The sequence below is a fragment of the Pseudomonas sp. WMBT8 genome (genome assembly GCF_050916005.1).
GTDB lineage: Bacteria > Pseudomonadota > Gammaproteobacteria > Pseudomonadales > Pseudomonadaceae > Aquipseudomonas.
In genome coordinates this window covers 3,739,995-3,765,831 of sequence record NZ_CP188096.1, presented here as the reverse complement: position 1 = coordinate 3,765,831, position 25,837 = coordinate 3,739,995, and the positions used below count along the sequence as shown (strand labels likewise).

At 62.5% G+C, this 25,837-nt stretch carries 22 protein-coding genes; 13 read left to right on the top strand and 9 right to left on the bottom strand.

Translation table 11 applies throughout. The features are described from left to right. Nucleotides 1-32 precede the first annotated feature (32 nt). Both ACO77H_RS17210 and ACO77H_RS17205 read right to left on the bottom strand, forming a co-directional pair. A complete protein-coding gene (locus ACO77H_RS17210; RefSeq protein WP_170058441.1) occupies nucleotides 33-461 on the bottom strand; it encodes a hypothetical protein in 429 nt (142 codons plus the stop codon). A 123-nt stretch (nucleotides 462-584) separates the two neighbouring features. Beyond that, entirely contained in the window at nucleotides 585-1,490 is a 906-nt protein-coding gene (locus tag ACO77H_RS17205; protein WP_169957245.1) for a LysR substrate-binding domain-containing protein, read from the bottom strand. A gap of 207 nt (nucleotides 1,491-1,697) precedes the next feature. Here ACO77H_RS17205 and ACO77H_RS17200 point away from each other — a divergent pair, with 207 nt between their 5' ends. From ACO77H_RS17200 to ACO77H_RS17170, 7 genes are all read left to right on the top strand, one after another. Next, nucleotides 1,698-2,645, top strand: coding sequence for a branched-chain amino acid ABC transporter permease (locus ACO77H_RS17200; protein ID WP_170041592.1), 948 nt, complete (start codon nucleotides 1,698-1,700; stop codon nucleotides 2,643-2,645). Further along, nucleotides 2,642-3,742 (top strand): ABC transporter permease subunit, encoded by a 1,101-nt coding sequence (locus ACO77H_RS17195; RefSeq protein WP_169957247.1) that lies wholly within the window; start codon nucleotides 2,642-2,644, stop codon nucleotides 3,740-3,742. Before ACO77H_RS17200 ends, ACO77H_RS17195 begins: the two co-directional genes overlap by 4 nt. Next, entirely contained in the window at nucleotides 3,739-4,512 is a 774-nt protein-coding gene (locus ACO77H_RS17190; RefSeq protein ID WP_099168260.1) for an ABC transporter ATP-binding protein, read from the top strand. Before ACO77H_RS17195 ends, ACO77H_RS17190 begins: the two co-directional genes overlap by 4 nt. Further along, nucleotides 4,505-5,221 carry an ABC transporter ATP-binding protein gene (locus ACO77H_RS17185; protein WP_169957249.1) on the top strand — a complete coding sequence of 239 codons (717 nt, stop codon included), beginning with the start codon at nucleotides 4,505-4,507 and terminating at the stop codon, nucleotides 5,219-5,221. The genes ACO77H_RS17190 and ACO77H_RS17185 overlap by 8 nt, the downstream gene beginning before the upstream one ends. An 83-nt stretch (nucleotides 5,222-5,304) precedes the next feature. Then, on the top strand, nucleotides 5,305-6,444 hold the full coding sequence (locus tag ACO77H_RS17180; RefSeq protein ID WP_169957250.1) for a branched-chain amino acid ABC transporter substrate-binding protein: 1,140 nt from the start codon (nucleotides 5,305-5,307) through the stop codon (nucleotides 6,442-6,444). A 135-nt stretch (nucleotides 6,445-6,579) separates the two neighbouring features. Next, the gene (locus ACO77H_RS17175) at nucleotides 6,580-7,071 is read left to right on the top strand and encodes an L-2-amino-thiazoline-4-carboxylic acid hydrolase (RefSeq protein WP_057438692.1); all 492 of its coding nucleotides are present in this window, start codon (nucleotides 6,580-6,582) and stop codon (nucleotides 7,069-7,071) included. Further along, nucleotides 7,068-8,303, top strand: a complete 1,236-nt coding sequence (locus tag ACO77H_RS17170) for an allantoate amidohydrolase (protein WP_170041013.1) — start codon at nucleotides 7,068-7,070, stop codon at nucleotides 8,301-8,303. The genes ACO77H_RS17175 and ACO77H_RS17170 overlap by 4 nt, the downstream gene beginning before the upstream one ends. A gap of 43 nt (nucleotides 8,304-8,346) precedes the next feature. On the opposite strand, the gene ACO77H_RS17165 is transcribed toward ACO77H_RS17170, so the two are convergent. Together ACO77H_RS17165 and ACO77H_RS17160 are read right to left on the bottom strand one after the other, a co-directional pair. Next, entirely contained in the window at nucleotides 8,347-9,702 is a 1,356-nt protein-coding gene (locus tag ACO77H_RS17165; RefSeq protein WP_170041014.1) for an amidase, read from the bottom strand. Between the two features lie 13 nt (nucleotides 9,703-9,715). After that, nucleotides 9,716-11,047 carry an MFS transporter gene (locus ACO77H_RS17160; protein ID WP_169957254.1) on the bottom strand — a complete coding sequence of 444 codons (1,332 nt, stop codon included), beginning with the start codon at nucleotides 11,045-11,047 and terminating at the stop codon, nucleotides 9,716-9,718. Nucleotides 11,048-11,259: 212 nt separating this feature from the next. Here ACO77H_RS17160 and ACO77H_RS17155 point away from each other — a divergent pair, with 212 nt between their 5' ends. After that, complete coding sequence (locus ACO77H_RS17155) at nucleotides 11,260-12,288, top strand: LacI family DNA-binding transcriptional regulator (protein WP_169957255.1); 1,029 nt, start codon at nucleotides 11,260-11,262, stop codon at nucleotides 12,286-12,288. A 997-nt stretch (nucleotides 12,289-13,285) separates the two neighbouring features. On the opposite strand, the gene ACO77H_RS17150 is transcribed toward ACO77H_RS17155, so the two are convergent. Next, nucleotides 13,286-14,074: an AraC family transcriptional regulator gene (locus ACO77H_RS17150; RefSeq protein WP_432754342.1), complete on the bottom strand. Its 789-nt coding sequence runs from the start codon at nucleotides 14,072-14,074 to the stop codon at nucleotides 13,286-13,288. Between the two features lie 84 nt (nucleotides 14,075-14,158). Here ACO77H_RS17150 and ACO77H_RS17145 point away from each other — a divergent pair, with 84 nt between their 5' ends. The 5 genes from ACO77H_RS17145 to ACO77H_RS17125 all read left to right on the top strand — a co-directional run bounded on the left by ACO77H_RS17145 (nucleotide 14,159) and on the right by ACO77H_RS17125 (nucleotide 18,578). Continuing rightward, entirely contained in the window at nucleotides 14,159-15,157 is a 999-nt protein-coding gene (locus ACO77H_RS17145; protein ID WP_170058672.1) for a bile acid:sodium symporter family protein, read from the top strand. A gap of 87 nt (nucleotides 15,158-15,244) precedes the next feature. Continuing rightward, nucleotides 15,245-16,417, top strand: a complete 1,173-nt coding sequence (locus ACO77H_RS17140) for a sugar transporter (RefSeq protein ID WP_172311817.1) — start codon at nucleotides 15,245-15,247, stop codon at nucleotides 16,415-16,417. Nucleotides 16,418-16,581: 164 nt separating this feature from the next. Then, the gene (locus tag ACO77H_RS17135) at nucleotides 16,582-17,820 is read left to right on the top strand and encodes a hypothetical protein (RefSeq protein ID WP_432754341.1); all 1,239 of its coding nucleotides are present in this window, start codon (nucleotides 16,582-16,584) and stop codon (nucleotides 17,818-17,820) included. A 50-nt stretch (nucleotides 17,821-17,870) separates the two neighbouring features. After that, nucleotides 17,871-18,185, top strand: a complete 315-nt coding sequence (locus ACO77H_RS17130; protein ID WP_170041018.1) for a hypothetical protein — start codon at nucleotides 17,871-17,873, stop codon at nucleotides 18,183-18,185. 75 nt (nucleotides 18,186-18,260) lie between these two features. Continuing rightward, nucleotides 18,261-18,578 carry a hypothetical protein gene (locus ACO77H_RS17125; RefSeq protein ID WP_170041019.1) on the top strand — a complete coding sequence of 106 codons (318 nt, stop codon included), beginning with the start codon at nucleotides 18,261-18,263 and terminating at the stop codon, nucleotides 18,576-18,578. A 53-nt stretch (nucleotides 18,579-18,631) separates the two neighbouring features. Here the strand turns inward: ACO77H_RS17125 and ACO77H_RS17120 are convergent, their stop codons facing one another. The 4 genes from ACO77H_RS17120 to ACO77H_RS17105 form a co-directional block, all read right to left on the bottom strand. Then, on the bottom strand, nucleotides 18,632-21,076 hold the full coding sequence (locus ACO77H_RS17120; protein ID WP_170041020.1) for a TonB-dependent siderophore receptor: 2,445 nt from the start codon (nucleotides 21,074-21,076) through the stop codon (nucleotides 18,632-18,634). Nucleotides 21,077-21,177: 101 nt separating this feature from the next. Continuing rightward, nucleotides 21,178-22,137 carry a FecR domain-containing protein gene (locus ACO77H_RS17115; protein WP_170041021.1) on the bottom strand — a complete coding sequence of 320 codons (960 nt, stop codon included), beginning with the start codon at nucleotides 22,135-22,137 and terminating at the stop codon, nucleotides 21,178-21,180. Continuing rightward, entirely contained in the window at nucleotides 22,134-22,640 is a 507-nt protein-coding gene (locus ACO77H_RS17110; RefSeq protein WP_104912118.1) for a sigma-70 family RNA polymerase sigma factor, read from the bottom strand. Before ACO77H_RS17110 ends, ACO77H_RS17115 begins: the two co-directional genes overlap by 4 nt. A 1,949-nt stretch (nucleotides 22,641-24,589) precedes the next feature. Beyond that, a complete protein-coding gene (locus ACO77H_RS17105) occupies nucleotides 24,590-25,834 on the bottom strand; it encodes a saccharopine dehydrogenase family protein (RefSeq protein WP_169957090.1) in 1,245 nt (414 codons plus the stop codon). Between the last annotated feature and the right edge of the window lie 3 nt (nucleotides 25,835-25,837).

The following is a 25,837-nucleotide window of genomic DNA, read 5'->3' as shown; positions in this document are numbered from 1 at the left end:
TGATGCGTTCGCTGTAATGATTCGGTTGTCTATCAGGCCGCCACAGCCTGAAGCTGCAACCCACCCTCGACATCCTTGACCAACCCACTGGCCAGCAACAGCGGCAGCAAGCGCTTGTGCAACTGCGGCTCGACGAACTCCTTGACCGTTTCCAGTGCCAAGTCGCCACTGCCAGGCAGCTCGGCCTTGGTGTACGACAGCCAGGCCTTTTTCAGCATCTGCAGCACATCGCTGCCAGCGGTCAACGCAAAGCGCCGGTGGGCCACCTGGCCCAGGAAGTTGAAGCTGTGCTGATACTCGTAACCTTTCTCGTCACCCGCACTGGCAACACAGCGCACACAGGTGCAAGGGCCATCGCCGAAGGCCGCCTGCAGGTAGCTATTGAAATCCACCACAGGCTTGAGCGACAGGCGCTTGTCTACTTCGAACAGGTCGCCGGTCATTTTTGCGTCGTTACTCAAGGTGCGTTTCCTCGCAGGTCTACAGCTGGTTCTTCAAAGCGCGGCATCATACCCCATCTGTAGGAGCCGGCTTGCCGGCGAAAACCCTGAGAGGGCACGCCGCGGCATCGTTAACCACTGTTCCTACACGGGGCTGTGGCCCAGGCGGCCCTTGATCCAGTCGTACAGGTTGTTGCCTTCGCTCGACAGCTCGCTGTTGGCCCGGCGGCACAGGTAGTACTGGCGCCCGTCATCTGCCTGCACGTCAAACAGTTGCACCAGTTCCCCCCTGGCCACCAGCGGCGCCACCAACGGCGCACGCAACAGCGAGCAGCCCAGGCCGGTGAGGGTGGCGACCAGGGTCAACTGGCCGTCCTCCAGCAGCAGGCCATTGTGCGAGTGGGTGTGCGGCACCTGGGCCGCGTCGAACCATTGGCCCCAGGTACCACGCTCTTCGTCGTGCAGCAGTGGCAGTTCGCTGAGGGCTTGCGGCGTGGCGATGGGGCCGTGGCGCTGGAGGAACTCGCGGCTGCAGAACGGCGTGACCGCGCCGCTGATCAGTGGCTCGCTGTGATACCCCGGCCAGTGCCCGGTCCCGAAGCGGATCGACAGGTCGGCGGCATCGCTGGGGTAGCTGCGGTGGTTGGCGTAGGTGATGTTGATATCCAGCGCCGGGTTGGCGCTCAAAAACTGCGGCAGGCGCGGGATGAACAGGTGGGTCGCGAACATCGGGATCAGGCTGATGGTGACCTGGCGCGTCGCGCTTTTTTCCCGCACGTGCTCGGTGGCACTGCGCAGCACCGCGAATGCCGAGCGAATCGCCCGGTAGTACTCGCGGCCTTCGTCGGTCAACCCCAGGTTGCGGCCCTGGCGCAGGGTCAGGGGCTGTTGCAGGAAGCTTTCGAGCAAGTGCAACTGATGGCTGACAGCCGAGGGCGACACCCCCAGTTCGCGGGCGGCGGCATTCACCCCACCATGGCGGGCAAAGGCTTCGAACGTGCGCACGGCACGCAAGGGTGGATCGTTGGCTAACTGTTCTAAATTATTCATGTGTTGAATTAAATACCAAGTGAAAAGATAAATAAAGCAGCATCAGTGTGGAAAATGTGCCGCATATAGGGCGTTTGGTATTGGGTATAAACATATTCCTTTCAGATATTTGATAAAAACAGAATAAATAACTAGTGTTCCGCGCTCGGACTTTTAGTCGGTGCGCCCTGGCACCGATGTTTTCTGTGTATGGAGTTGATGGTTCTCATGGATGCGTTTATCCAGCAACTGCTCAACGGCTTGCTGTCGGGCAGTCTCTACGCCTTAGTGGCCTTGGGTTACACCATGGTCTACGGCATTTTGCGGATCATCAACTTCGCCCACGGCGATGTGTTGATGATCGGCGCGCTGGTGGGCCTGTCGGTGATCCGGGTGTTGCAGGCGGCCTGGCCGGATATGCCGCCGGTGCTGTTGCTGCTGGTGGCGGCAATGATCGCCATGGCTTTCTGTGCGGTGCTGGCGGTGGTGATCGAGCGCGTGGCCTACCGGCGCTTGCGTAACGCCCCGCGCCTGGCGCCATTGATCAGTGGTATCGGCGTGTCGTTGTTGTTGCAGACCGTGGCGATGCTGGTCTGGACCCGTAACCCGCAGATGTTCCCGCAATTGCTGCCCCTGGAGCCCATCGAAGTGCTGGCCGGCGATGCCACCCACGCCGCCGTGACCAATGCCACCGCCCTGACCACCATTGGCGTGGCCTTGAGCCTGATGGTCGGGCTGTTGCTGCTGGTCGAGCGCACGCGTTTTGGCCGGGCCATGCGCGCCGTGGCCGAGAACCCGCAAGTGGCGAGCCTGATGGGTATCAACCCCAACCGCATCATCGTCATGACCTTCGCCATCGGCGGCGCCCTGGCCGCGCTGGCGGGCATCATGATGGCCAGCAACTATGGCAGCGCGCATTTCTATATGGGCTTTTTGCCCGGCATCAAGGCGTTTACCGCGGCGGTGCTGGGCGGCATCGGCAACCTCAAGGGCGCCATGCTTGGCGGCTTGTTGCTGGGGCTGATTGAAGCCCTCGGCACCGGGTACCTGGGGGCCGCCACCAACGGCGTGTTCGGCAGCAACTACCAGGACGTGTTCGCCTTCATCGTGTTGATCGCGGTGCTGGTGTTCCGGCCCCAGGGGTTGTTGGGCGAACGACTGGCGACCCGCGCATGAGCCTGGCAACCGCTGTGAGCCCTTCGAGCAAACGCGCCAGCCTTGGGCTGTTGCTGTTCGCCCTGGCCCTGGTATTGGCCCCGTGGATTGTCGGGCATGCCGGCGGCAATACCTGGGTGCGCACCCTGGACTTTGCCCTGCTGTACATCATGTTGGCCCTGGGCCTGAACATCGTGGTGGGCTATGCCGGCCTGCTGGACATGGGCTTTATCGCGTTCTACGCGGTGGGCGCCTACCTGGCGGCCTTGCTGTCATCGCCCCATTTGTTGCAACAGTTCCCGGCCTTGCTGGCGCTGATGCCGCAGGGCATGCACACCTCGATCTGGCTGATTTTGCCGCTGGCGGCGCTGCTGGCGGCGGGGTTCGGGGTGATTCTGGGGGCGCCGACCCTGCGCCTGCGCGGCGATTACCTGGCCATCGTCACCCTGGGCTTTGGCGAAATCATCCGCATCCTGCTGCGCAACCTCGACCGCCCGGTGAACCTCACCAACGGCCCCAAGGGCATCGCCCAGGTCGATCCGGTGACGCTGCTGGGGGTCAACCTGGGGCGTACCCAGGAACTGTTCGGCCTGCGCTTGCCCTCGGTCTACCTCTATTACTACCTGTTCGCCGCACTGGTGGTGCTGATCCTGTTTGCCTGCATCCGCCTTCAGCGCTCGCGTATCGGCCGCGCCTGGATGGCGATCCGCGAGGACGAAGAGGCGGCCCAGGCCATGGGCCTGAACACCCTGCGCCTGAAGCTGCTGGCATTTGCCATCGGCGCGGCGTTCGGCGGGATCAGCGGGGCGCTGTTTGCCTCATTCCAGGGCTTTGTTTCACCCGAATCCTTCACCCTCAATGAGTCCATCGCCGTGCTGGCCATGGTGGTGCTCGGCGGCATGGGGCATATCCCCGGGGTGATTCTGGGCTGCGTGTTGCTCGCCGCCCTGCCCGAAGCGTTGCGCGCCAGCATGGGCCCCTTGCAGCAGGCGCTGTTTGGCCAGGTGCTGGTGGACCCGGAGATTATCCGCCAGCTGTTCTACGGCCTGGCGCTGATTCTGGCGATGCTGTATCGACCCGCCGGCCTCTGGCCGAGCCGCACAGGAGGTGCACCTTGAACCATCCGTTATTGCAGATCGAGAAGGTCAATAAACAGTTTGGCGGCGTGGCTGCGCTCGATGACGTGAGCTTGAGTATCGAGGCCGGGGAAATCTACGGCCTGATCGGGCCCAATGGCGCCGGCAAGACCACCTTCTTCAATGTGATGACGGGGCTGTACACCCCGGATTCCGGGCGCTTCCAGCTCGACGGCGAGGAGTACCAGCCCACGGCGGTGCACCAGGTGGCCCGTGCCGGCATTGCGCGCACGTTCCAGAATATTCGCCTGTTCAACGCCATGAGCGCCCTGGAAAACGTCATGGTCGGGCGCCACGTGCGCACCCATAACGGCGTGTGGGCGGCCTTGAGCGGGCACTCGCGCGGGCGTGAGGAAGAAGCGCAGACCCGCGCCCACGCCCACCGCCTGCTGGCCTATGTCGGCCTCGCCGGGTTTGCCCACTACCGTGCCGACAGCCTCTCCTACGGCCACCAGCGGCGCCTGGAAATTGCCCGCGCCCTGGCCACCGAACCGCGCCTGCTGGCCCTCGACGAGCCGGCTGCCGGGATGAATGCCAGCGAGAAAGTGCAACTGCGCAGCCTGCTGGAAAAGATCCGCGATGACGGCCATACGCTGTTGCTGATCGAACACGACGTGAAGCTGGTGATGGGCGTGTGCGACCGCATCAGCGTGCTGGACTACGGCCGCGTGATCGCCGTGGGCGCGCCGGCCGAAGTGCGCCGCCACCCGCAAGTGATCCAGGCCTACCTGGGAGCCGGCGCCCATGTCTGAAGCGTTGTTGCAGATTGACGGCCTGAAGGTGCGCTACGGCGCCATCGAGGCGGTCAAGTCCCTGGACCTGCATATTAATGAAGGCGAACGGGTGACGTTGATCGGCGCCAATGGCGCCGGCAAGAGCTCCAGCCTCAAGGCCCTGACCGGGTTGCTGCCGGCCGCTGCGGGGCAGATCCGCTTTGCCGGCCGCTCGATCCTCAGCCTGGCGCCCCATGAGCGCCTGACCCTGGGCATCGCCATGGTGCCCGAAGGGCGCGGCATTTTTGCGCGCATGAGCGTGCTGGAAAACCTCCAGGCCGGGGCGTTCCTGCGCCGCGACCCGCACCAGGTGAGCCTGGAAATCCGCCAGTTGTTCGAGCACTTCCCACGCCTGGAAGAACGCTTGCAGCAATCGGCCGGCCTGCTCTCCGGCGGCGAGCAGCAGATGCTCGCCCTGGCCCGTGCGCTGCTGTCCAAGCCGCGGTTGCTGGTGCTTGATGAGCCCTCCATGGGCCTGGCGCCGATCATGGTCGAAAAGCTGTTCCAGGTGATTGATGATGTGTGCCGCCAGGGCATGACCCTGCTGCTGGTGGAGCAGAATGCGCGCCTTGCGCTGCAAGTGACTGACCGCGCCTACGTGATGGACACCGGGCGCATCAGCCTCAGCGGCGCCAGCGCGCAATTGCTCGACCACCCCGAGGTGCGCAGTGCCTACCTCGGTGAATAACCCATGACAAACGCCACCGGACGCCCGGCGTGTTTCGCCCACCCCACAGGCCATGAGGGCCTGATGAGAAACAGGAAAAACTGATGAACAAGACTGCCCCCTTCAAACGCGTACTGTTGTTGAGCCTGGCCCTGAGCGGTGTGGCCCAGGCCGACCAGACGGTCCTGATCGGCCTGGCCGGGCCCCTGACCGGCCCGTCGGCGCGGATCGGCAAAGACCTGGAAAACGGTGCGCAATTGGCCATTGACCAGGCCAACGCCAAGCACCTGAAAATCAACGGCCAGGCCGTGACGTTCAAGCTGGTTTCCGAGGATGACCAGTCCGACCCACGCACCGCCGTCACCGTGGCCCAGCGCCTGGTGGACGAAGGCGTGGTCGGCGTGGTCGGCCACTGGAACACCGGCACCAGCATCCCGGCCGCGCGGGTCTACCATGACGCCGGGATTGCCCAGGTCGCACCGGTCGCCACCGGTCACGCCTACACCCAGCAAGGTTTCGACACCAGCTTCCGGATCATGGGCCATGACGATGACGGCGGCCAGGTCGCCGGCGACTACGCGCTCAAGACCCTCAAGGCGCAGCGCATCGCCGTGATCGACGACCGCACCGCGTTCGGCCAGGGCCTGGCGGACCAGTTCGTCAAATCCATCGAGGCCGGTGGCGCCAAGGTGGTTGCCCGTGAATACGTGGACGACAAGACCATCGATTTCAGTGCGGTGCTGACCAATATTCGCGGGCAGAACCCGGACCTGATCTTCTTCGGTGGCGTCGACTCCCAGGCTGCACCGCTGGCCCGACGCATCAAGCAGTTGGGGATCAAGGCACCGCTGATGGGCGCGGGCGGCTTTGTCAGCCAGACCTTCCTGCAACTGGCACAGAACGAAGGCGAGGGCGTGATCGCCCTGGAGCCGGGCCTGGCCGTGGCGCAGATGCCGGGTGGCAAGGCCTTCGAAGAGGCCTACAAGGCGCGCTTCAAGAGCAACATCGAGCTGCACGCACCCTTCGCCTATGACGGCGTGGGCGTGCTGATCGCCGCTATCGAGCAGGCCAACTCCACCGATCCGCAGAAGTACCTGCCCGTGCTGCGCGCCATCAGCTATCCAGGCGTGACCGGGACCATAGCGTTCGATGCCCAGGGCAATCTGCAGAACCCGTCGTTCACCGTTTACCAGGTCAAGGCCAATCAATGGCAACCGGTGAGCGTGGCTGGCGGTAAAAAGTAACGCGTCAGCTCCCCATGTAGGAGCTGGCTTGCCAGCGATGCGGTGCACTCGGTGTTTCAGGTCTACCGAGGCGATACCATCGCTGGCAAGCCAGCTCCTACGGGGGGCTTCGCAGCCATTTGAATGAGGCACGCAATGAGCAAACTCGAAGGTGAACTGGGCATCCTGGCCCGCCGGCGTATCGAAGCCGAGATCATCAAGCCGATCTACGAAATCCTCGTGCGCGAGCAGGGCAAGGCCTTTGCCGCCGCGGTGATTGGCGAGGCGGTGGGCAATGCCGCGATCCAGGCCGGCAAGCATTTTGCTGCCCAGGAAGAGCAGGGCGCCGACCTCAAGAGCTTCGTTGAGCTGCAAGTGCTGTGGGAAAAAGACGACGCGCTGAAAGTCGAGATCATCGCCAGCGACGCCGAGCATTACGACTACGACGTCAAGCGTTGCCGCTACGCCGAGATGTACCACGAGATGGGCCTGGGCGAGATCGGCCACCTGTTGTCGTGCAACCGCGACGAACTGTTTATCGTCGGCTACAACCCCAATATTGAATTGACGCGCACCCAGACCATCATGGGCGGCGCGCCAAGCTGTGACTTCCGCTACCACGCCAAGCCCCGGGAGCCGCGCTCGTGAGCGCCCTGGCGCGGGTCAACGGCGAGCGCCTGTGGGACTCGCTGATGGAAATGGCGCAGATCGGCGGCACGCCCAAGGGCGGCGTGTCGCGCCTGGCCCTGACCGACGAAGACCGGCGCGGGCGCGACCTGTTCGTGGCCTGGTGCACGGCGGCCGGGTGCAGCATCCGCGTGGACGCCATGGGCAACATCTTCGCCCGCCGCGCCGGCCGCCATGACCACCTGGCCCCGGTGCTGACCGGCTCCCACGGTGACTCGCAGCCAGCAGGCGGCAAGTTCGATGGCATCTACGGCGTACTCGCCGGCCTGGAAGTGCTGCGCACCTTGAACGACCTGGGCATCGAGACCGACCGGCCGATCGAGGTGGTCAACTGGACCAACGAAGAAGGCTCGCGTTTTGCCCCGGCGATGATTTCCTCGGGGGTGTATGCCGGGGTGTTCGACCTGGAATACGGCTTGTCCCGCGAAGACAAGGCCGGCGTGACCATTGGCCAGGCGCTGCAACAGATCGGCTACGCCGGCCCGCATCCGGTGGGTGGCCAGGCGGTGCATGCGGCGTATGAGCTGCATATCGAACAGGGTCCGATCCTTGAGGCCCAGGACCTGACCATCGGCGTCGTCACCGGCGCCCAGGGCCAGCGCTGGTATGAAGTCGAGCTTTGCGGGCGCAGCGCCCATGCCGGCACCACGCCCATGGATCACCGCCTGGATGCACTGCTGGGCTTTGCCCGGGTGGTGGAGGCGGTCAACCAGATCGGCCTGGCCCAAGGCGCCGAAGGGCGGGCGACGGTGGGCATGGCCAATATCTTCCCCAACTCGCGCAATGTGGTGCCGGGACGGGTGTTTTTCAGCGTCGAGTTCCGCCATCCCGATGAAGCGGTGCTGGCCGTGCAGGACCAGCAACTGCACGAAGCGGTGGCACGGATCGCCGAGGGTATTGGCTTGCAGGCCAGCGTCAAGCAGATCTTCCAGTACGCACCGATTGCCTTCGACAAAGACTGCGTGGACGTGGTGCAGGCTGCGGCGCAGGCCCTGGGTTATAGCCATCGGCGCATGATTTCCGGGGCAGGGCATGATGCCTGCTACCTGAACCAGGTCGCGCCGACGGCGATGATCTTTGTGCCGTGCGTGGATGGCTTGAGCCATAACGAGGCGGAAGAAATCCACCCGCACTGGTCCACAGCGGGGGCGGATGTGTTGTTGCAGGCGATTCTGGCTTCGTCAGGCGAATAGGCTGAAGTCATCCCTTGTGGGAGCTGTCTGTGCGGTGTTGCCCTTACCCCCGCACAAACAGCCTGCTCATCACTTGCAACAGCCGATCATCCGTGCCGGCTGCGCCTATCACCTGCAACCCCACCGGCATGCCCCTCACGTGCCCCACCGGCAGGCTGATCGCGGGGAGACCGGTGAGGTTCCAGGCACTGGTATGGCTGAGCACGGCGGCGCGTACGTCAATCTCCTGTTCGCCCACCCGCACTTCGCGCGCATTCACCTCGGTGGCGGTAATCGGCACGCTGGGCGACACCAGCAAGTCATAGTGTTCGAACAAACGCGCCATCGCCGCTTGGTACTGCGCCTGGCTTGCCTGTGCGCGAATGTATTGCCAGCCTTTGACGTCCCTCGACACCTCGAGGCGCTCGCGTACCTCCTGGTCAAACTTGTGCGGCGCATCCTGCATGCGCTCGGCATGTACCTCGAAGGCCTCGGCACGTTGCAGGGTCAGCAGGGTGTCCTTCATGCCCGGCGCCATTTTTTGCAGCGCGTCGGTGTGCTCAAGCGTGTCGCCAAACAGCTGCTGCGCCGCCTGGTACACCTGCTGATTCACGTCGGCATCCACCGGGCCGAAGCTGCCACAGGTGAGCCAGCCAACCCGCAGCGGCTGCGCAGTGGCCGCAGGCGCACACGGGCGGGCGGCGAGCACCTCGAACAGCAGGCGCGCATCTTCGACGTGATTGGCGATGGGGCCGACATGGTCGAGGCTCGAGGCCAGCGGGAACACGCCGTCCACCGGCACGCAGGCAAACGAAGGCTTGAAGCCGACCGCGCCGCACAAGGCCGAAGGGATGCGGATCGAGCCGCCGGTGTCGGTACCCAGGGCCAGCGGTACCATGCCGCTCGCTACCGCCGCCGCACTGCCGGCGCTGGAGCCGCCCGTGATGCAACGGGCATCCCACGGGTTGCGTGCGGCGCCCTGCAACGAGCGGTCGCCGGTCGGGCCGTAGGCGAATTCGTGGGTCAAGGTCTTGCCGACAATCACCGCCCCGGCCTCGCGCACACGTTGCACGCACAGCGCATCGCGCTGCGGCAGGCAACCGTCGAAATGCGCGGAGCCGTAGGTGGTGATGTAGTCAAACGTGTCGATGTTGTCTTTGACCGCGACCGGTATGCCGTGCAGCGGGCCCAGGTCCAGGCCCTGGGCCAACAGCGCGTCGGCCTTGCGCGCCTGGGCCAGGGCGACGCAGGCATCGACTTGCACGAACGCATTCAATAGCGGATTCAAACGCTCGATGCTGTCCAGGGCCGCTTGCGTCAACTCGACACTGGTCACGCTGCCGGCACGCAGGCGCGCGGCCAGCGTGACGATCGACAGGCCAAAGAAATATCCAGCGTGGGCAGGCTTCACCAGGCTCATGTAAACAACTCCATCAAACAGCGGCGGGTATAGAGGGTGCGGCGACCTGGCGGCCACCTGGGCGCACCATCAGCATGGCGCTCATGCCCAGCGCCGTGGCCACTGCGGCAGCCACGAACATCGACGAGTAGCCGTAACGAACGGTCAGGTAGCCGGTGAGCATCGGGGCGATGAACGACGCGGTGTTGGCAATAAAGTGCGTCATGCCGCTGTAGGCACCCACCCGATTGGACGGCGCAGTGTCGATCACCACGGCCCAGTACACGGAGTTGGGCAGGGCGTTGAGCGCGTTGGCCAGCGTCATCAGGGCTATCACGCCCCACACGGTCTGGGCCTGGGACACCATGATGAAGCACAAGGTGGTCAGCAGCAGGCAGGTTGCTGCCAGCCAACTGCGGGCGACTTTCAGGTTGCCGGTGCGGCGCAGCAGCAGGTCCGATATTTTGCCGCCCAGCAGTACGGTGAAGCAGGCGCCGGTCCACGGGATCATGCCCATGTACCACAGCGACGACAGGTTGTAGTGGAACTCATCCTGCAGGTACTTGGGGGTCCAGGTCAGCAGCAGGAAGGTCACGTACACAAACGAGAAGTAACCGACGGCGTTGAGCAACAGGTCCTTGTTCTTGAAGAAGTGCCAGACCGGCGCAACGCTGGTGGTGGGGGTCGATGCGTTAGCGGCTTCGGCGCGCTCTTTACGCAAAAAGTCGAGTTCGGCCTTGGACACGCGCGGGTTTTCATCCGGGGTGTTGGTGAAGCGGGTCATGAAATAGATCAGCAGCGCCAGGCTGGCCACGCCCAGCACCACGAACATGCTGCGCCAGCTGCCGGTCAGGGTTTGCAGGCCCACGGCCACCGGTGCGGTCAGCAGTGCACCCAGTGGGGTGCTCAGCAGGCCCACCGACACCACAAAACCGCGCTCCTTGGGCGTGGCCCAGTTGGCCACGCTCTTGTTGATCACGGAGTACGCCGGACCTTCGGCAAACCCGAACATCACACGGATGGTGGCGAAGCCGGCCATGGCCGAGCCACCGAGGAACGCCAGCCCGAAATCGCCGGCAAATGCCGTGGCAATCTCGAAGATCGACCACGTGGCACCGGCGATCAGCCAGATGCGCCTGGCACCAAAACGGTCGGCCAGAATGCCGCCGACCAGTGCCCCCAGGATGTAGCCGTAACCGAAGTAACCCAGCACGTTGCCCCAGTCGGCCTTGTCGAAACCGTACTCGGGAAGAATGCTCGCCGAGGCATAGGCAATCGCGCCTCGGTCGATGTAGTTGAGCAATGCCATCAGCATGATCAGGAAGAAAATCTGGTAGCGGAAAGACGGGATAGCGGGGCTATTCATAGGGATCTGACTCTTCAAAATGATGGCAGAAGTCAAAAAGTCGGCCGCGTCCGGCGTATTTTTATTGTTTGCCCAAACGTTTGGGTTGGCGAAATGTAAGGCGCGGAAAATTTTTAGTCAAACGTTTGGGTAAAGATTTATCTGCGGCTGCGACACGCCCGTTCGGGTAGACTCTGCGCGCTAAATATCAGACAGTCGGAAGCCCCACCACCATGCCGAGCCCCTCTCGCCCAGCCACCTTGAAGTCCATGGCGACTGCACTTGGCGTGCATGTTTCCACGGTGTCCCGGGTACTCAATGGCGACCCGGCCGGGGTCGAGCGAGCGGCGTCGGCCGAAGTGGTGGCGCGCATTCGTGCATTGGCCAAAGAACTCGATTACCGGCCAAACACCCAGGCATCGAGCCTGAAGCTGCGCAAAAGCCAGGAAATCTGTGTGCTCATGCCAAGGCTCACTGACCTGGTGATGGCAACCATTTATGACAGCATCGACAGTGCGGCCGAGCAGGCCGGCTACCTGACGTTCGTTTCCAATACCGACGACCAGCAACCTCGCCAGATGGCGCGGGCCGAGCACGCCCTGCGCCGTTCGGTGGCGGGGTTGATCGTCGGCGACTCTCATGTGGGCGAAAGCCAGCCGCTCCTCGACCTGTTGACGCGCAAGCACATCCCCTACGTGCTGGTCAGCCGGCAGATTGCCGGGCATCTGGCGGCGTGCAGCGACGATGAACTGGGCGGCTGGCTGGCGGCCGAGCACTTGTACCAGTTGGGCTGTCGCGATGTGGCGATCCTGGCGGGTGAACGGCATGCCTCCACCGGTGCGGATCGCACCCGTGGGTTTACCCGTTACTACCGTGAGCAGGGCATCACCCTGCGCCCGGAGTGGACGCTCAATGGTCCTTTTGACAGCCTCACCGGGCACCGCCAGGGCGAATACCTGTTGGGGCTCAACCCACGGCCCCAGGCGTTTTTCGCGGTCAATGACTTCCTGGCCATCGGCCTGATGGGCGCCGCACGGGACAAGGGCTTGATGCCGGGCAAGGACATTGCGGTGGTGGGCTTCAACGACATACCGCTGGCCAATGAGTTGATGGTCCCCCTGACCAGCGTGCGCCTGCCGCTGGCAGAGATGGGCCGCCATGCGGTTGAGCTGTTGCTCAAGCGCATCGAGGGCGAGGCTGTCGAGTCGATCATGGTGGCGCCGCAGCTGCAGGTGCGGGCGAGTTCGTCTTTGTTGCGCTGACTGAGGGCGGGTCAGTGGCGGTCGAACATGTGGGAGCTGGCTTGCCCGCGATCGCGGCATAGGTATCTACACAGCACTCGTCTGGGGTTGTGTACATATCCGTTGCTGCGGTAATGGCCACTTAGGGTTCCGCCCTTACGGCGGGTCACTTTCGAAAAGCGCGAAAGTAACCGAAGCGCTTTTGCCCCACCACTCGGTGCCTCGCCTAGGCTCGGCATGCCCGCAGTCAGGCATTGCTCCGTGGGCCCGCCGCGATCGGCCATCCATGGCCGTGTCGCGGCTACCCCGGCATCCATGCCGGGGTGCCCACTGCGCAATACCTGCCTGCGGCCATCGTGGTTTGACGGGGCACCTGAGATCAAAAGCCAGATCAAAACCAGAGCAACAACAGAGCCAGAGCGCGAAGCTGCATTCCCCTGTAGGAGCTGGCTTGCCTGCGATGACGCCCGAAAGAACACATCAGAGTATCTGGTATTCATTCGTCATCGTTAACGACCATCGCAGGCAAGCCAGCTCCTACAGGGTACGCGTACGCCTTGACGATCAGGTCGGCTGTCAGGCCGCCTCGCTTTGTTTGTGATTTTGATCTTAGGCGCCCCGTTAAACCACGCTGGCCGTCATCCGACATTGATTTGGGGGGTAACCCGGCAGGACGCCGGGTTAGCCGCGCTGGGCCATGGATGGCCCATCGCGGCGGCCCCCCAAATCAATGTCGGATGACGGGCACACCGAGCCTGGGCGAGGTGCCGAGTGGTGGGGCAGGAGCCCTTTTGGTTACTTTTGGCTGGGCCGGCACTCCGGGCTCTTTTCCAAAAGTGACCCGCCGTAAGGGCGGAACCAATAGCCGCCGTGACCGCAGCAGCGGATATGTACACAACCCCAGACGAGAGTTGTGTAGATACCTATGCCGCAATTGCGGGGTGTCAGTCACGGGATTTATCGCCTGACACACCGCTATCGCGGGCAAGCCCGCTCCCACAGGGCCGGGTCAATTCAGTCAGCGAAAAAACTCCCCCGGCGTCGTATCAAACTGCTGGCGAAACGCTGCGATAAACGCCGAAACCGACTCATAGCCACAGCCCAGCGCCACATCCGTCACCCGCTCCCCGCGTTCCAGGTCGGGCAGGGCGCCGAGCAGTCGCAGCCGCTGGCGCCAGGTGCGGTAGGTCAGGCCGGTATCGCTCAAGAACAGCCGGCTCAAGGTTTTTTCACTGACCCCCAGTTTCTGGCTCCACTGCCCCAGCGTGGTCGCCTGTTCCGGGTGCAGGCGCAAGCTGCGGTAGATCTGCCGCAGCCGGCTGTCCACCGGCAGCGGCAGCATCAGGTCGACCTGGGGCGCGGCGGCCAATTGGTCGAGCAGCACCTGGGCCAGGCGCCCATCCGGGCCATCTTCGGCATATTCCACCGGCAGTTCGCTGAAACGGCGGATCAACTCGCGCAACAGGTCGCTCACCGCCAGTACCTGGCAGTGTCCCGGCGCCCAGGTCGTTACGCTGCAGTCCAGGTACAGGCTACGCATTTCGGTGTGTGGCGAACTGAACACCCGATGGGGTATTCCCGCCGGGATCCATACCGCCCGTTGCGGCGGCGCGACGAAGCGTCCGGCGCTGGTCTGGATTTCCAGCACCCCGCAAATCGCATACGACAACTGCACCCACGGATGGCTATGGCGGCGGGTCAGGGCGCGGTTAGGCAGGGATTCGGTGCGGCCATACACCGGGCGCGGCAGGCTGGCGAGCCCGGGGATGCTGCGGCGAACAGCCTTTTCATGTCCTTTAGGCGGCATTTACTGGCTCATTGGCGTTAGTCGGTAACCGGTTGTTACGTTAGAGTCGCCACGACGCCCTGGCAACCCCTGGAAGAACAGCTGATGAAACGCCCACGGTTTTTACCCGACAACTTCACTCTGATCCTGATTGCCACGGTGGCCCTGGCCTCCTTGCTGCCCGTCAGCGGCCAGGCCGCCGTGGCCTTTGGCTGGGTGACCAACCTGGCCATCGCGCTATTGTTTTTCCTGCATGGCGCCAAGCTGTCGCGCCAGGCCATCGTCGCCGGTGCCGGGCACTGGCGCTTGCACCTGCTGGTGTTCAGCCTGACCTTCGTGCTGTTCCCGCTGCTGGGCCTGGCGCTCAAGCCGCTGCTGTCGCCAATGATCGGCAAAGACCTGTACATGGGCATGCTCTACCTGTGCGCGTTGCCGGCCACGGTGCAGTCGGCGATTGCCTTTACCTCCCTGGCGCGGGGCAATATCCCGGCGGCGATTTGCAGCGCGGCGGCGTCCAGCCTGTTCGGCATCTTCCTCACGCCGTTGCTGGTGACCTTGTTGCTCAATGTGCATGGTGACGGCGGCTCGACTGTGGATGCGATCCTCAAGATCAGCGTGCAGTTGCTGCTGCCGTTCATTGCCGGGCAGATCGCCCGGCGCTGGATTGGCGCGTGGGTGGGGCGCAATAAAAACTGGCTGAAGTTCGTCGATCAGGGGTCGATCCTGCTGGTGGTCTATGGCGCTTTCAGTGAGGCCGTCAACGAAGGCATCTGGCATCAGATCCCCTTGTGGGAACTGGGCGGCCTGGTGGTGGCCTGCTGTATCTTGCTGGCGCTGGTGCTGGTGGCTTCCGCGCTCTTGGGCAAGGCGTTCGGTTTCAACCAGGAAGACCGCATCACCATCCTGTTCTGCGGCTCGAAGAAAAGCCTGGCCACCGGCGTACCCATGGCCCAGGTGTTATTCGCCGGCAGCACCATGGGCGTGTTGATCCTGCCGTTGATGCTGTTCCACCAGATCCAGTTGATGGTCTGCGCGGTACTGGCCCAGCGCTATGCCAAGCGCCCGGAGTCGATTCCCGAGATCATGGCGCAAGTCGATCCCTGAACCATCGTGTTACTATTTTTGCGCGCCGCTCCAGGGCAGGCATCGGGCCGTCAGGATCGGCGCGCAACCGAGTAAAACGACCTGTCGATGAGTACTTCCACCGCAACCCCCGCCGCCAATTGGCAACCGGTCATCGCCCTGGCGCTGGCCGCCTTTGTGTTCAACACCACCGAATTTGTCCCGGTCGGCCTGCTCAGTGCCATCGGCGCCAGCTTCGACATGCCAATCGCCCAGGTCGGCCTGATGCTCACCATCTACGCCTGGGTGGTGTCATTGACCTCGCTGCCGGTGATGTTGCTGACCCGTAACGTCGAGCGGCGCAAGTTGCTGATTGTGTTGTTCGCCATGTTTATCGCCAGCCATATCCTCTCCAGCGTGGCCAACAGTTTTGGCCTGTTGATGGTCAGTCGTATCGGCATTGCCTTGTCCCACGCGCTGTTCTGGTCGATCACCGCCTCCCTGGCGGTACGCCTGGCGCCGCCGGGCAAGCAGGTGCAGGCACTGGGCTTGCTGGCCACTGGCACTTCGCTGGCGATGGTCTTGGGCATTCCCCTCGGGCGTCTGCTGGGTGAAGCCATGGGCTGGCGCACCACGTTTATCGTGATCGCCGGGTTTGCCGCCGCACTGGTGTTCTGGCTGGCGCGCACCTTGCCGTTGTTGCCGAGCCAGAACTCCGGCTCGCTGCGTAGCCTGCCGATGCTGTTCAAGCGTCCGGCGCTGGTGGCGCTGTATGTGTTGACGGCCATGGTGGTCACCGCCCAGTTCACGGCCTACAGCTATATCGAACCTTTTGTCGAACGCGTCGCGGGCCTGGGTGGCAATGCGGTAACCCTGGTGCTGCTGGTGTTTGGCGGGGCGGGGATCATCGGTTCGTTGCTGTTCAGCCTGTTGCACCGTTTCAGTCCCTATCGCTTTTTGCTGGTGGCCGTGTCGGTGCTGGCGCTGTGCCTGGGGCTGCTGTTGCCCCTGAGTGGTGACGTGTCGTACCTGGTGGTGCTGAGCGTGTTCTGGGGCATGGCGATCATGGCCTTTGGCTTGGCATTGCAATCCAAGGTCCTGGTCCTGGCACCGGACGCAACGGATGTGGCGATGGCGATGTTTTCCGGGATCTACAACATCGGCATCGGCGGCGGCGCGCTGCTGGGCAGTTGGGTCGGCGGGCACTTTGGCTTCGCCTGGATCGGCGCGGCGGGGGGCTTGCTGGCGGTAGCGGCGCTGGGGTTGTATTGCCTGTCGATTTATCGGTTTGGCCAGGGTTAAGTCGCAAACCTCCCGTTATAAACCGCTTTGTGCGTGTGCGTAAGCTGTCAGATCTGACAGTTGTCTAATCGGTCTTCCAGGCTTTTACTCCTTCTCAGACGCAGCGCCCAGCCGGTGGTTAGGCGCTGAACTTGAAGGCGCAAACTTCCAGGGACGGACTGATCATGCAGACCCTATCCAAATACGTGATTCTCGGCGGCGCATTGCTTTTGGGCTATGGCGCCACAGCGACGGCGGCGACCTTTGTCGATCTGGGCAATGCGGCGGGCAAGCAATGTGTCGCAGTCTCGGTCAATGACAGCGGCCAGACCGTGGGCAGTTGCAGCACGGCGACCCCCAGCGCCAATGACAACCCCTGGTATGCGGCCTCTAGCGCGGGGCCCCAGCAAGTGTTGCCGCCGCTGGTGGCCAACCAACCCTGCTCAGTGGGGAGCATTGGCAATAGCGGGGTGATGGTGGGGCGTTGTACGGATGCGAGCAATTTCAATTTTGCTGTGACCTGGAGCGCCGCTGCACCGGCGGCGGCCCCGATCAAGCTCACCCCCCTTCCGGCGACTTTGTTGTTTCCCTTGTTGCGTCCCGCCGATGTCCATACCTATGCGACCGCCCAGAACCAGCAAGGAGCGGTGCTGGGCTTGAGTATCAGTGGCAGCGGCAAATCTACCGTTGTGTTGTATCGGCCAGGCATGACAGCGCCCGAGCGCATCTCTGACTGGGACAGCATGTGTCTCGGTATGGTGGTGAACAATACCCTGATCAGCGGATACCCCAGCATCCTGATGAACTGCCCGGTCAACGGCAAGATTGTGGCAAGGGTTGTCCGGCGCTCAGGGGGTGGCTATACCACCACTGACTTGCCTGTGCCAGCCGGGGCAAGTTACTGCATAGCGGTGGATATGAACGATCAGAACCAGGCGGTGGGCAGTTGCCTATACCCCCACTCTGCCACCAACAGCAGCAAAACCGCATTCTGGTCCACCCCCACCAGCGCACCGTTGCTGCTCACATTGCCGTTGAATGCCATGAACTCGGGGGTTGCGGTGAACAATGCCGGGCATGTGCTGGCGCGAGGCACTGCGCCTTCGGGCTTTACCACGGATTTCTACTGGGCGGACACCAGCTCCAGCTTCGGCGTGCAGCCCATCCCGTTTTTGCCGGGCAGCGTCAGTACCAAGGCGTTTGGCCTGACTGAAAATGGCACGGTCGCGATGGACTGCACCGACAGCGCCGAGTACGCCACCGCCTGCACCTGGGATCCGGACAATGGAACCCAGGCCATTGCCCCCATTGGCGGTGGGCACCAGAGCATGCTGAACAGCATTTCGTTTAGTGGCACCTTCATTGCGGGCGCGTCCACTGACACGTCGCAAGACGTCAGTGCCGTGGTGGCGCCCTTGCCCTGAGAGGTTGGACGTCCCCCTGTAGCGTTGGATCCAGGATTGAGGAGGTGGGTATGAAAAGGACAGCAGCATTGCTGGCAGCGGGGATGATCCTTCAGTTACTGGCGGGTGCACCGAGTTACGCAGGGGGGCTTAAATCCGGGGTGCACTTCCCACCAGAGCAACTGCATCAAATGAGCTTTTTGCCGATCTTGCCATTTGATCTCACAGCCGATGCGTTTACGCCCCCCAGTCCGGTCATCAAGGCCCCGGATGTAAGCCCGATAGGCGGCAACCAATCCAATGCGCCCAGTTGGTTTGTGTGCACAAGCAAAGGCATCAAGCTGGTGCGGGACGGCTCGATAGTGAAAACCCATTATTGTGATTGAGTAGACGGTACCCAGACTTTTAATCCCTGGAGCGGTCGATGGGGGGGTGTTGGATCTACGGTTGAGGAGGTGTGTATGAAAAGGACGACGGCATTGCTGGCAATAGGGACAACCCTTGTGTTTTTAGTGTCTGCACCGACTTATGCGGGGGGGCATAAAGATGAGGTGTACTACCCTGGTGGAGGTCCCATCATTGATGCGACACACCAGATCGTCACGCGAGTCTTTGGTATTATCCAGTCATTTATTCCATCCGCCCCAGTCATCAAGGCCCCGACTGTAAGCCCGATCGGCGTCAACCAATCCAATGCGCCCAATTCGTTTGTGTGCACAAGCAAAGGCATCAAGCTGGTGCGGGATGGCTCGATAGTGAAAACCCATTACTGTGATTGAAGCGCCGGCATGCCGCTGCAGGCACCGGCATGCCGGCCCCACAGCGGCCTAGCTCAGAACTGCGGCGTGTACTTCACACTGAACATTACATTGCGCGGGTCACCGTAGAAGTTGTTGCCATTCAACTGGTTGTACCCGGAGGCGTAATAGGTCTTGTCAAACAGGTTGTTGGCATTGACCGCCAACCCCACTTCCGGCGTCAGTTGATACGCCACCCGCGCATTCCACACGGTGTAGCCCGCCACGTCGTAGTTGTACTCATACCCCAGGGTATGGCTCTGGGTGGTAAAGCCCAACCCGGTGCTGACCTTGCTCCAGTCGCCACTGAACTGGTAGTCGCCCCACACCCGCAACATATGCTTGGGTGTCCACTGGCTGAACACCCGGCCCTTGTTATCCCGGTCCTCAAGGTATTTGGTGGTGTTGTAGGTATAGCCGGCAAACAGTTGCAGGCCGCTCAACACTTCACCGCTGATCTCGGCTTCCAGGCCCTGGCTGCGCACTTTGCCCGAGCCTGTGGCGCAGTACGTGCCGCCGCAGATTTCACCCAGGGAGTAGTCGGTGATCGCACGGTTTTCCTGGTCGTAGCGGAACAGCGCCAGGGAGGTATTGACCCGCCCGTCGAGCAATTCGCCCTTGAGGCCGACTTCGTAGTTGCTGCCAATCACCGGCTTGACCACCGCCCCGCTGAGGTCGCGCTGGGTCTGGGGCTCGAACACGTCGGTGTAGCTGGCATACACCGCCCACTCGCGGCTCAGGTCGTAGACGATCCCGGCGTAGGGCGTGACTTCGCCGGTTTCGTTGGTGGTGCTGGGCTTGTTGACCGTGGTGGCGTGGGTCACCGCCGTGATGCCCGAGGAGGTATAGCTGTAGTCATACCAACTGACACGGGCGCCGAGTACCAGGGTCAACGGGTCGATGGGCTTGACGCGCCAGCTGCCATACAGGCCTTTTTGGCGAATGTCGTATTTGCTCGGTGTTGCACGGCCGCCGGGGGTGTTCATCAGACCCTCGTAGCTGATTTCGGGGCGGTGGTTATCGATGTCGAAGATGTTGTCGGTGCTTTGGTTAAAGGTCCGGGCAATGACGTCGTTGGTGGTGTATTTGGAATAGTTGCCGCCCAGGGTGATTTCCTGGGCCATCGACAGCGCCTCGAAACGCCCGGTGAGGTGGGTGTCCAGGCCGATCTTGGTGCCGTCGAAATCGGTGTACCAATCGGCATAGGTCAACCCGCTGCCGTCGGCGTTAATGCCTTCGCCGGTACTCTGCACGCGTTGGTGGGTGGAGGTGTTTTCTTCGCGCATGCGCACCGCGCCGAGCTTGAACTTCCAGTCATCGTTGAAGCGGTGTTCCAGGTCGGCATACAGGGTGGTGACGTCGATCTGCGAGTGGTTCCAGCGCGAGCCGCTGAAGGTCGAGCGGGGCAGGTCAATCGGCTTGCCCGTGCTGTAGCGCGGCAGGCCCCGCAGCATCGGCCGGGACTCGGCATTGGTGCGGCTGACGGCCAGGCCCAGGGTGGTGTCTTCCTGCAGGTCGAAGTCCAGGGCGCCGTACAGCGAGTGGGTCTTGCTCCATTCATAGTCGATGAACGAATCGCTCTGGTCTTCATCCGCCACCATCCGCCCACGGATCGTGCCGCTCTGGTTCAGCGGGCCGCCGGCGTCCAGTTGCAGGCCGTAGTGGTCCCAACTGCCGGCCTTGGCAGTAAGGGCCACGGTGGGTGCCGTCTGCCCGCGCTTGCGCACCAGGTTGATTGCGCCGCCGGGGCTGCCGGTGCCCTGCAGCAGGCCGGAGGCGCCGCGCAGTACCTCCAGGCGGTCGAAGAAAATCATGTCCTGGGTGGCCCAGTTGCCCAGGGCATAGGTATTGCGCGGGATCGGCACGCCGTCGTACTGCCAGTCATCGATCTGGAAGCCGCGGGAGGTGATGATCATGCCTTTGCCCACGCCTTGCACGCCCACCAGGCCGGTGGTGTGGTTGACGGCGTCCTTGAGGTCGACCAGATCCTGGTCGTCCATTTGCTTGCGGGTCATCACCGTGATCGACTGGGGGATTTCCTTGAGGGTGTGGGTGCCCTTGCCGATCGTCACCGCCCGTGCGGCGTAGGAACCGCTGCCTTCGGTGGTGGTGGGGTCGATGCTGCGCTCGACAATCGAGGTCACGCCCAATTGCAGCGCGCTGCCGTTGTCGGCGGCAGGCTCGACGCTGAAATTACCTTGCTCGGTGATACGCAACTGCAAGCCGCTGCCCGACAACGCACGGTCCATAGCCTGTTCGGCCGGCATCTGGCCGATCACCGCCTGGGCCTGTTTACCCTGCACCAACACCGGGTCCAGGGACACAATCCGCCCGCTCTGGCTGGCAATGGCGTTCAGCGTTTGTGCCAGCGGGCCGGCCGGCAGGTTGAAAGACAGGCTTTGCGCCTGTACCAAGGCAGGGCTCGCCAGGGTTGCCAGGGCAACGGCGACAGAAAGGGCGTGGGGCCAAGGGTTGAGCACAGCATTCTCCTGAAGGTGTGGACGTGTCAGGAGATAGGTGGGCCGAGAATTGAAAACCGGACACAAATAAGAGTGATTTGCATAAAAAAGTCTGGCCCGGGTTATTTGGTGCCAATCACGGTCAGCCACGGGCTGTAGTGATTCACCCGGATCGGCAGGGTTTCGGCCAGGGCCGCGAAGGCGCGGCGGGGGTCGTTGAGGGGGAATACGCCTTGCACGCGCAAGTTGCGCACCTGCGGGTCGACGCGTACAAATCCCCGGCTGTACGGGCGCAGGGCGTTGACCACTTGCTCCAGGGAATCGTCCAGCACGCTGAGGTGGCCGGCGAGCCAGTCGGCCCGGTAGCCCTGGTTGCCGGCCAACGCTTCGATGCGCTCGGCATGCAGCATCACCGATTGGCCTTGCAGCACCGTGTGCTGGATGCCGTTGTGCAGCGTCGCCTGGACCGAATGCTCCAGCACCACCACCCGCGTGGCGTCTGGCTCCTGGGACACGAGGAAGCGCGTGCCCAACGCTTGCACACTGCCCTGGGCGCTGCGCACACGCAGTGGCCGCTGGGGGTCGGCCGCCACCTGAATCACCAGTTCACCGTGGCGCAGGATGATCAAGCGCTGGTGCTGATCGAACTGCACATCCACTGCGCTCTGTGCATTGAGGCTCAGGCGGCTGCCATCGGCCAGGGTGAAGGTCTGGCGTTGGCCGCGCCCGGTGTGCAGGTCGGCCAGCAGGTCGTCGCCGAGCGGGCTGCGCGCTGCCAACCACAGGCCGCCACCCAGCAGGCCCAGGCCGCCGATGGCGCGCAGTATGTCCCGGCGCGAACCTTGGGGCTGCAACAGCACTTGCCGCGCTTCGCCGGGCAGGCGTTTGTCGAGGGTGCGCAGGGTGTTCCACGAGCCGCCCAGGCGTTCCTGCAAACGGGACCAGGCTTGGACGTGGGCCGGGTCGAGGGCCAGCCAGGCATTGAAGCGCTCCTGCAACCGCGCATCCGGTGTGCCGGCGCGCAGGCGCACCATCCAGTCGATGGCCTGCTCGCTGACCGGGTCCAGCCGGGCCTTGCTCACGGGGCCAGCTCGGCCAGGTAGCACTGGCGCAGGGCCTGTTTCATATAGCGGCTGACGGTGCGCTCGGACAACTGCAACTTGCGCGCAATCGCCACGTAGCTCATGCCGTCCAACTGGCTATAAAGGAACGTGGCCTTGACGATCAGCGGCAAGCCATCGAGGGCGCGGTCAATGGCGACCAGGGCCTGGATCAGTTGCAGTTGGTCTTCAGGGGAGGGCGCCAAGGCTTCGGGGGTGGCGGCCAGGCGTTCCAGGTAGGCGGTTTCCAGGCGACTGCGCCGGTAGCGATCAAAGATCAGCCGGCGGGCAATGGTCGAGAGATAAGCCCGGGGTTGCTCGATGCTGTCGGGGTCGACCCGGGCGGCGAGCATCTGGCAGAAGGTATCGGCGGCGGTGTCTTCGGCATCGGCATGGTTACGCACGCGATGCTGTATATGTTGCAGCAGCCAACGGTGATGGTCATTGAAAAAGAAGCCCAGCTTGCGGATTGGAGGTGACTGCACGGGTCGACTTTCTCAAGGGTGGTATTGTGAATCGTTCTCAATACTACCTTTTGTGCGAGGGGGGGTGCAATAACCGGTAGTTGCAGGAGCAAGCTCGCGCCTACAAAAAACGGCATTCCAGCGTTATAGGGCCGGTTGTACGCAGCCATCCAGCGCCTGGTCTTGCGAGGCATTGACCAGAATAGTGTGCTCGCGCCAGAGCCCCAGCGTTCAAAGACGCAGATCCCGCAAACACCGACAAACCCTGGTAGGAGTTGTCGAGCTTTAGCGAGGCTACGATAGCGGTGGTTCAGCCAACATCAATACCAGCAATCCCGCCGCCATCGCAGCCTCGCTGGGGCTCGACAGCTCCTACATTGTTTGTGCCCGCTCCAGAGCCCCAGCGTTCAAAAACGCAGATCCCGCAAACACCGACAAACCCTGTAGGAGTTGTCGAGCTTTAGCGAGGCTGCGATAGCGGTGGTTCAGCCAACATCAATGCCAGCAGTACCGCCGCCATCGCAGCCTCGCTGGGGCTCGACAGCTCCTACATTGTTTGTGCTCGCTCCAGAGCCCCGGCGTTCAGAGACGCAGATCCCGCAAACACCAATAAACCCTGGTAGGAGTTGTCGAGCTTTAGCGAGGCTACGATAGCGGTGGTTCAGCCAACATCAATACCAGCAATCCCGCCGCCATCGCAGCCTCGCTGGGGCTCGACAGCTCCTACATTGTTTGTGCCCGCTCCAGAGCCCCGACGTTCAGAGACGCAGATCCCGCAAACACCAATAAACCCTGGTAGGAGTTGTCGAGCTTTAGCGAGGCTACGATAGCGGTGGTTCAGCCAACATCAATGCCAGCAATCCCGCCGCCATCGCAGCCTCGCTGGGGCTCGACAGCTCCTACATTGTTTGTGCCCGCTCCAGAGCCCCGGCGTTCAAAGACGCAGATCCCGCAAACACCAATAAACCCTGTAGGAGTTGTCGAGCTTTAGCGAGGCTGCGATAGCGGTGGTTCAGCCAACATCAATACCAGCAATCCCGCCGCCATCGCAGCCTCGCTGGGGCTCGACAGCTCCTACATTGTTTGTGCCCGCTCCAGAGCCCCGGCGTTCAGAGACGCAGATCCCGCAAACACCAATAAACCCTGTAGGAGTTGTCGAGCTTTAGCGAGGCTACGATAGCGGTGGTTCAGCCAACATCAATACCAGCAATCCCGCCGCCATCGCAGCCTCGCTGGGGCTCGACAGCTCCTACATTGTTTGTGCTCGCGCCAGAGCCCCGGCGTTCAGAGACGCAGATCCCGCAAACACCAATAAACCCTGGTAGGAGTTGTCGAGCTTTAGCGAGGCTACGATAGCGGCGGTTCAGCCAACATCAATGCCAGCAATCCCGCCGCCATCGCAGCCTCGCTGGGGCTCGACAGCTCCTACATTGTTTGTGCCCGCGCCAGAGCCCCAGCGTTCAAAGACGCAGATCCCGCAAACACCGACAAACCCTGTAGGAGTTGTCGAGCTTTAGCGAGGCTACGATGGCGGTGGTTCAGCCAACATCAATGCCAGCAATCCCGCCGCCATCGCAGCCTCGCTGGGGCTCGACAGCTCCTACATTGTTTGTGCTCGCTCCAGAGCCCCAGTGTTCAAAGACGCAGGTCCCGCAAACACCAATAAACCCTGTAGGAGTTGTCGAGCTTTAGCGAGGCTACGATAGCGGTGGTTCAGCCAGCATCAATACCAGCAATCCCGCCGCCATCGCAGCCTCGCTGGGGCTCGACAGCTCCCACCTCGATTTTCATTGTTTGGGGGATTGCATTTGAGATGCAGTAGACGCGTGCAACAGGGAATTCAGACCCCTGAATCGCCAAGGTGGGAGCTGTAGGCACTGGCAACATTGATATCCGCCCTCGCAACGATCCGGGCAATGTTTTTGATCGCTCCCACAGGACGTGGGAGCGATCCGTCAATCAAGACGCTATCAGGCGATGGCATCCCAGGCGCGGTCGCCTTTTTCGTCCTTGATGCGGGTCGGCAGGCCCATTACGTCCAGCGCCTTGAGGAACGGCTCGGCTGGCAGTTCTTCAACGTTGGCCATGCGTTGCACGTCCCACTCGCCACGGGCTACCAGCAGCGCAGCGGCTACCGGTGGAACGCCTGCGGTGTAGGAGATGCCCTGGCTGTCGGTCTCGGCATAGGCTTCTTCGTGGCAGGCCACGTTGTAGATGAACAGCTCGCGTGGCTGGCCATCCTTGGTGCCCTTGACCAGGTCGCCGATGCAGGTCTTGCCGGTGTAGCCCGGTGCCAGGGAAGACGGGTCAGGCAGCACGGCCTTGACCAGTTTCAATGGCACCACTTGCAAGCCTTCGGCGGTGGTGACCGGTTTCTCGGAGAGCAGGCCGAGGTTGTTCAGCACGGTGAACACATTGATGTAGTGTTCGCCGAAGCTCATCCAGAACCGCACGTTGGGCACGTCGAGGTTTTTCGACAACGAGTGCACTTCATCGTGGCCGGTCAGGTACAGGTTCTGTGAACCCACTACCGGCAGGTCGTCAGTACGTTTTACTTCGAACATGGTGTTGCTGGTCCACTGGCTGTCCTGCCAGCTCCACACCTGTCCGGTGAATTCGCGGAAGTTGATTTCCGGGTCGAAATTGGTGGCGAAATATTTGCCGTGGCTGCCGGCATTGACGTCGAGAATGTCGATCGAATCAATGCGGTCAAAATGCTGTTGTTGCGCCAGCGCCGCATAGGCGTTGACCACACCTGGGTCAAAACCCACACCGAGGATCGCAGTGATGTTCTTCTGCTTGCATTCCTCCAGGTGGTTCCACTCGTAGTTGCCGTACCACGGCGGGGTCTCGCAGACCTTGCCCGGCTCTTCGTGGATGGCGGTGTCGAGGTAAGCCACGCCCGTGTCGATGCAGGCACGCAGTACCGACATGTTGAGGAAGGCGGAGCCGACGTTGATGACGATCTGCGATTGGGTTTCGCGGATCAGGGCCTTGGTCGCTTCCACGTCCAGGGCGTCCAGTGCAAAGGCCTGGATCTGGGCGGGTACCTTGAGGCTACCCTTGGCCTTGACGCTGTCGATGATGGCCTGGCATTTGGAGATGTTGCGCGACGCGATAGCAATACGACCGAGTTCGTCGTTGTGCTGCGCGCACTTGTGGGCCACCACCTTGGCGACACCTCCTGCACCAATGATAAGAACGTTCTTTTTCAATTG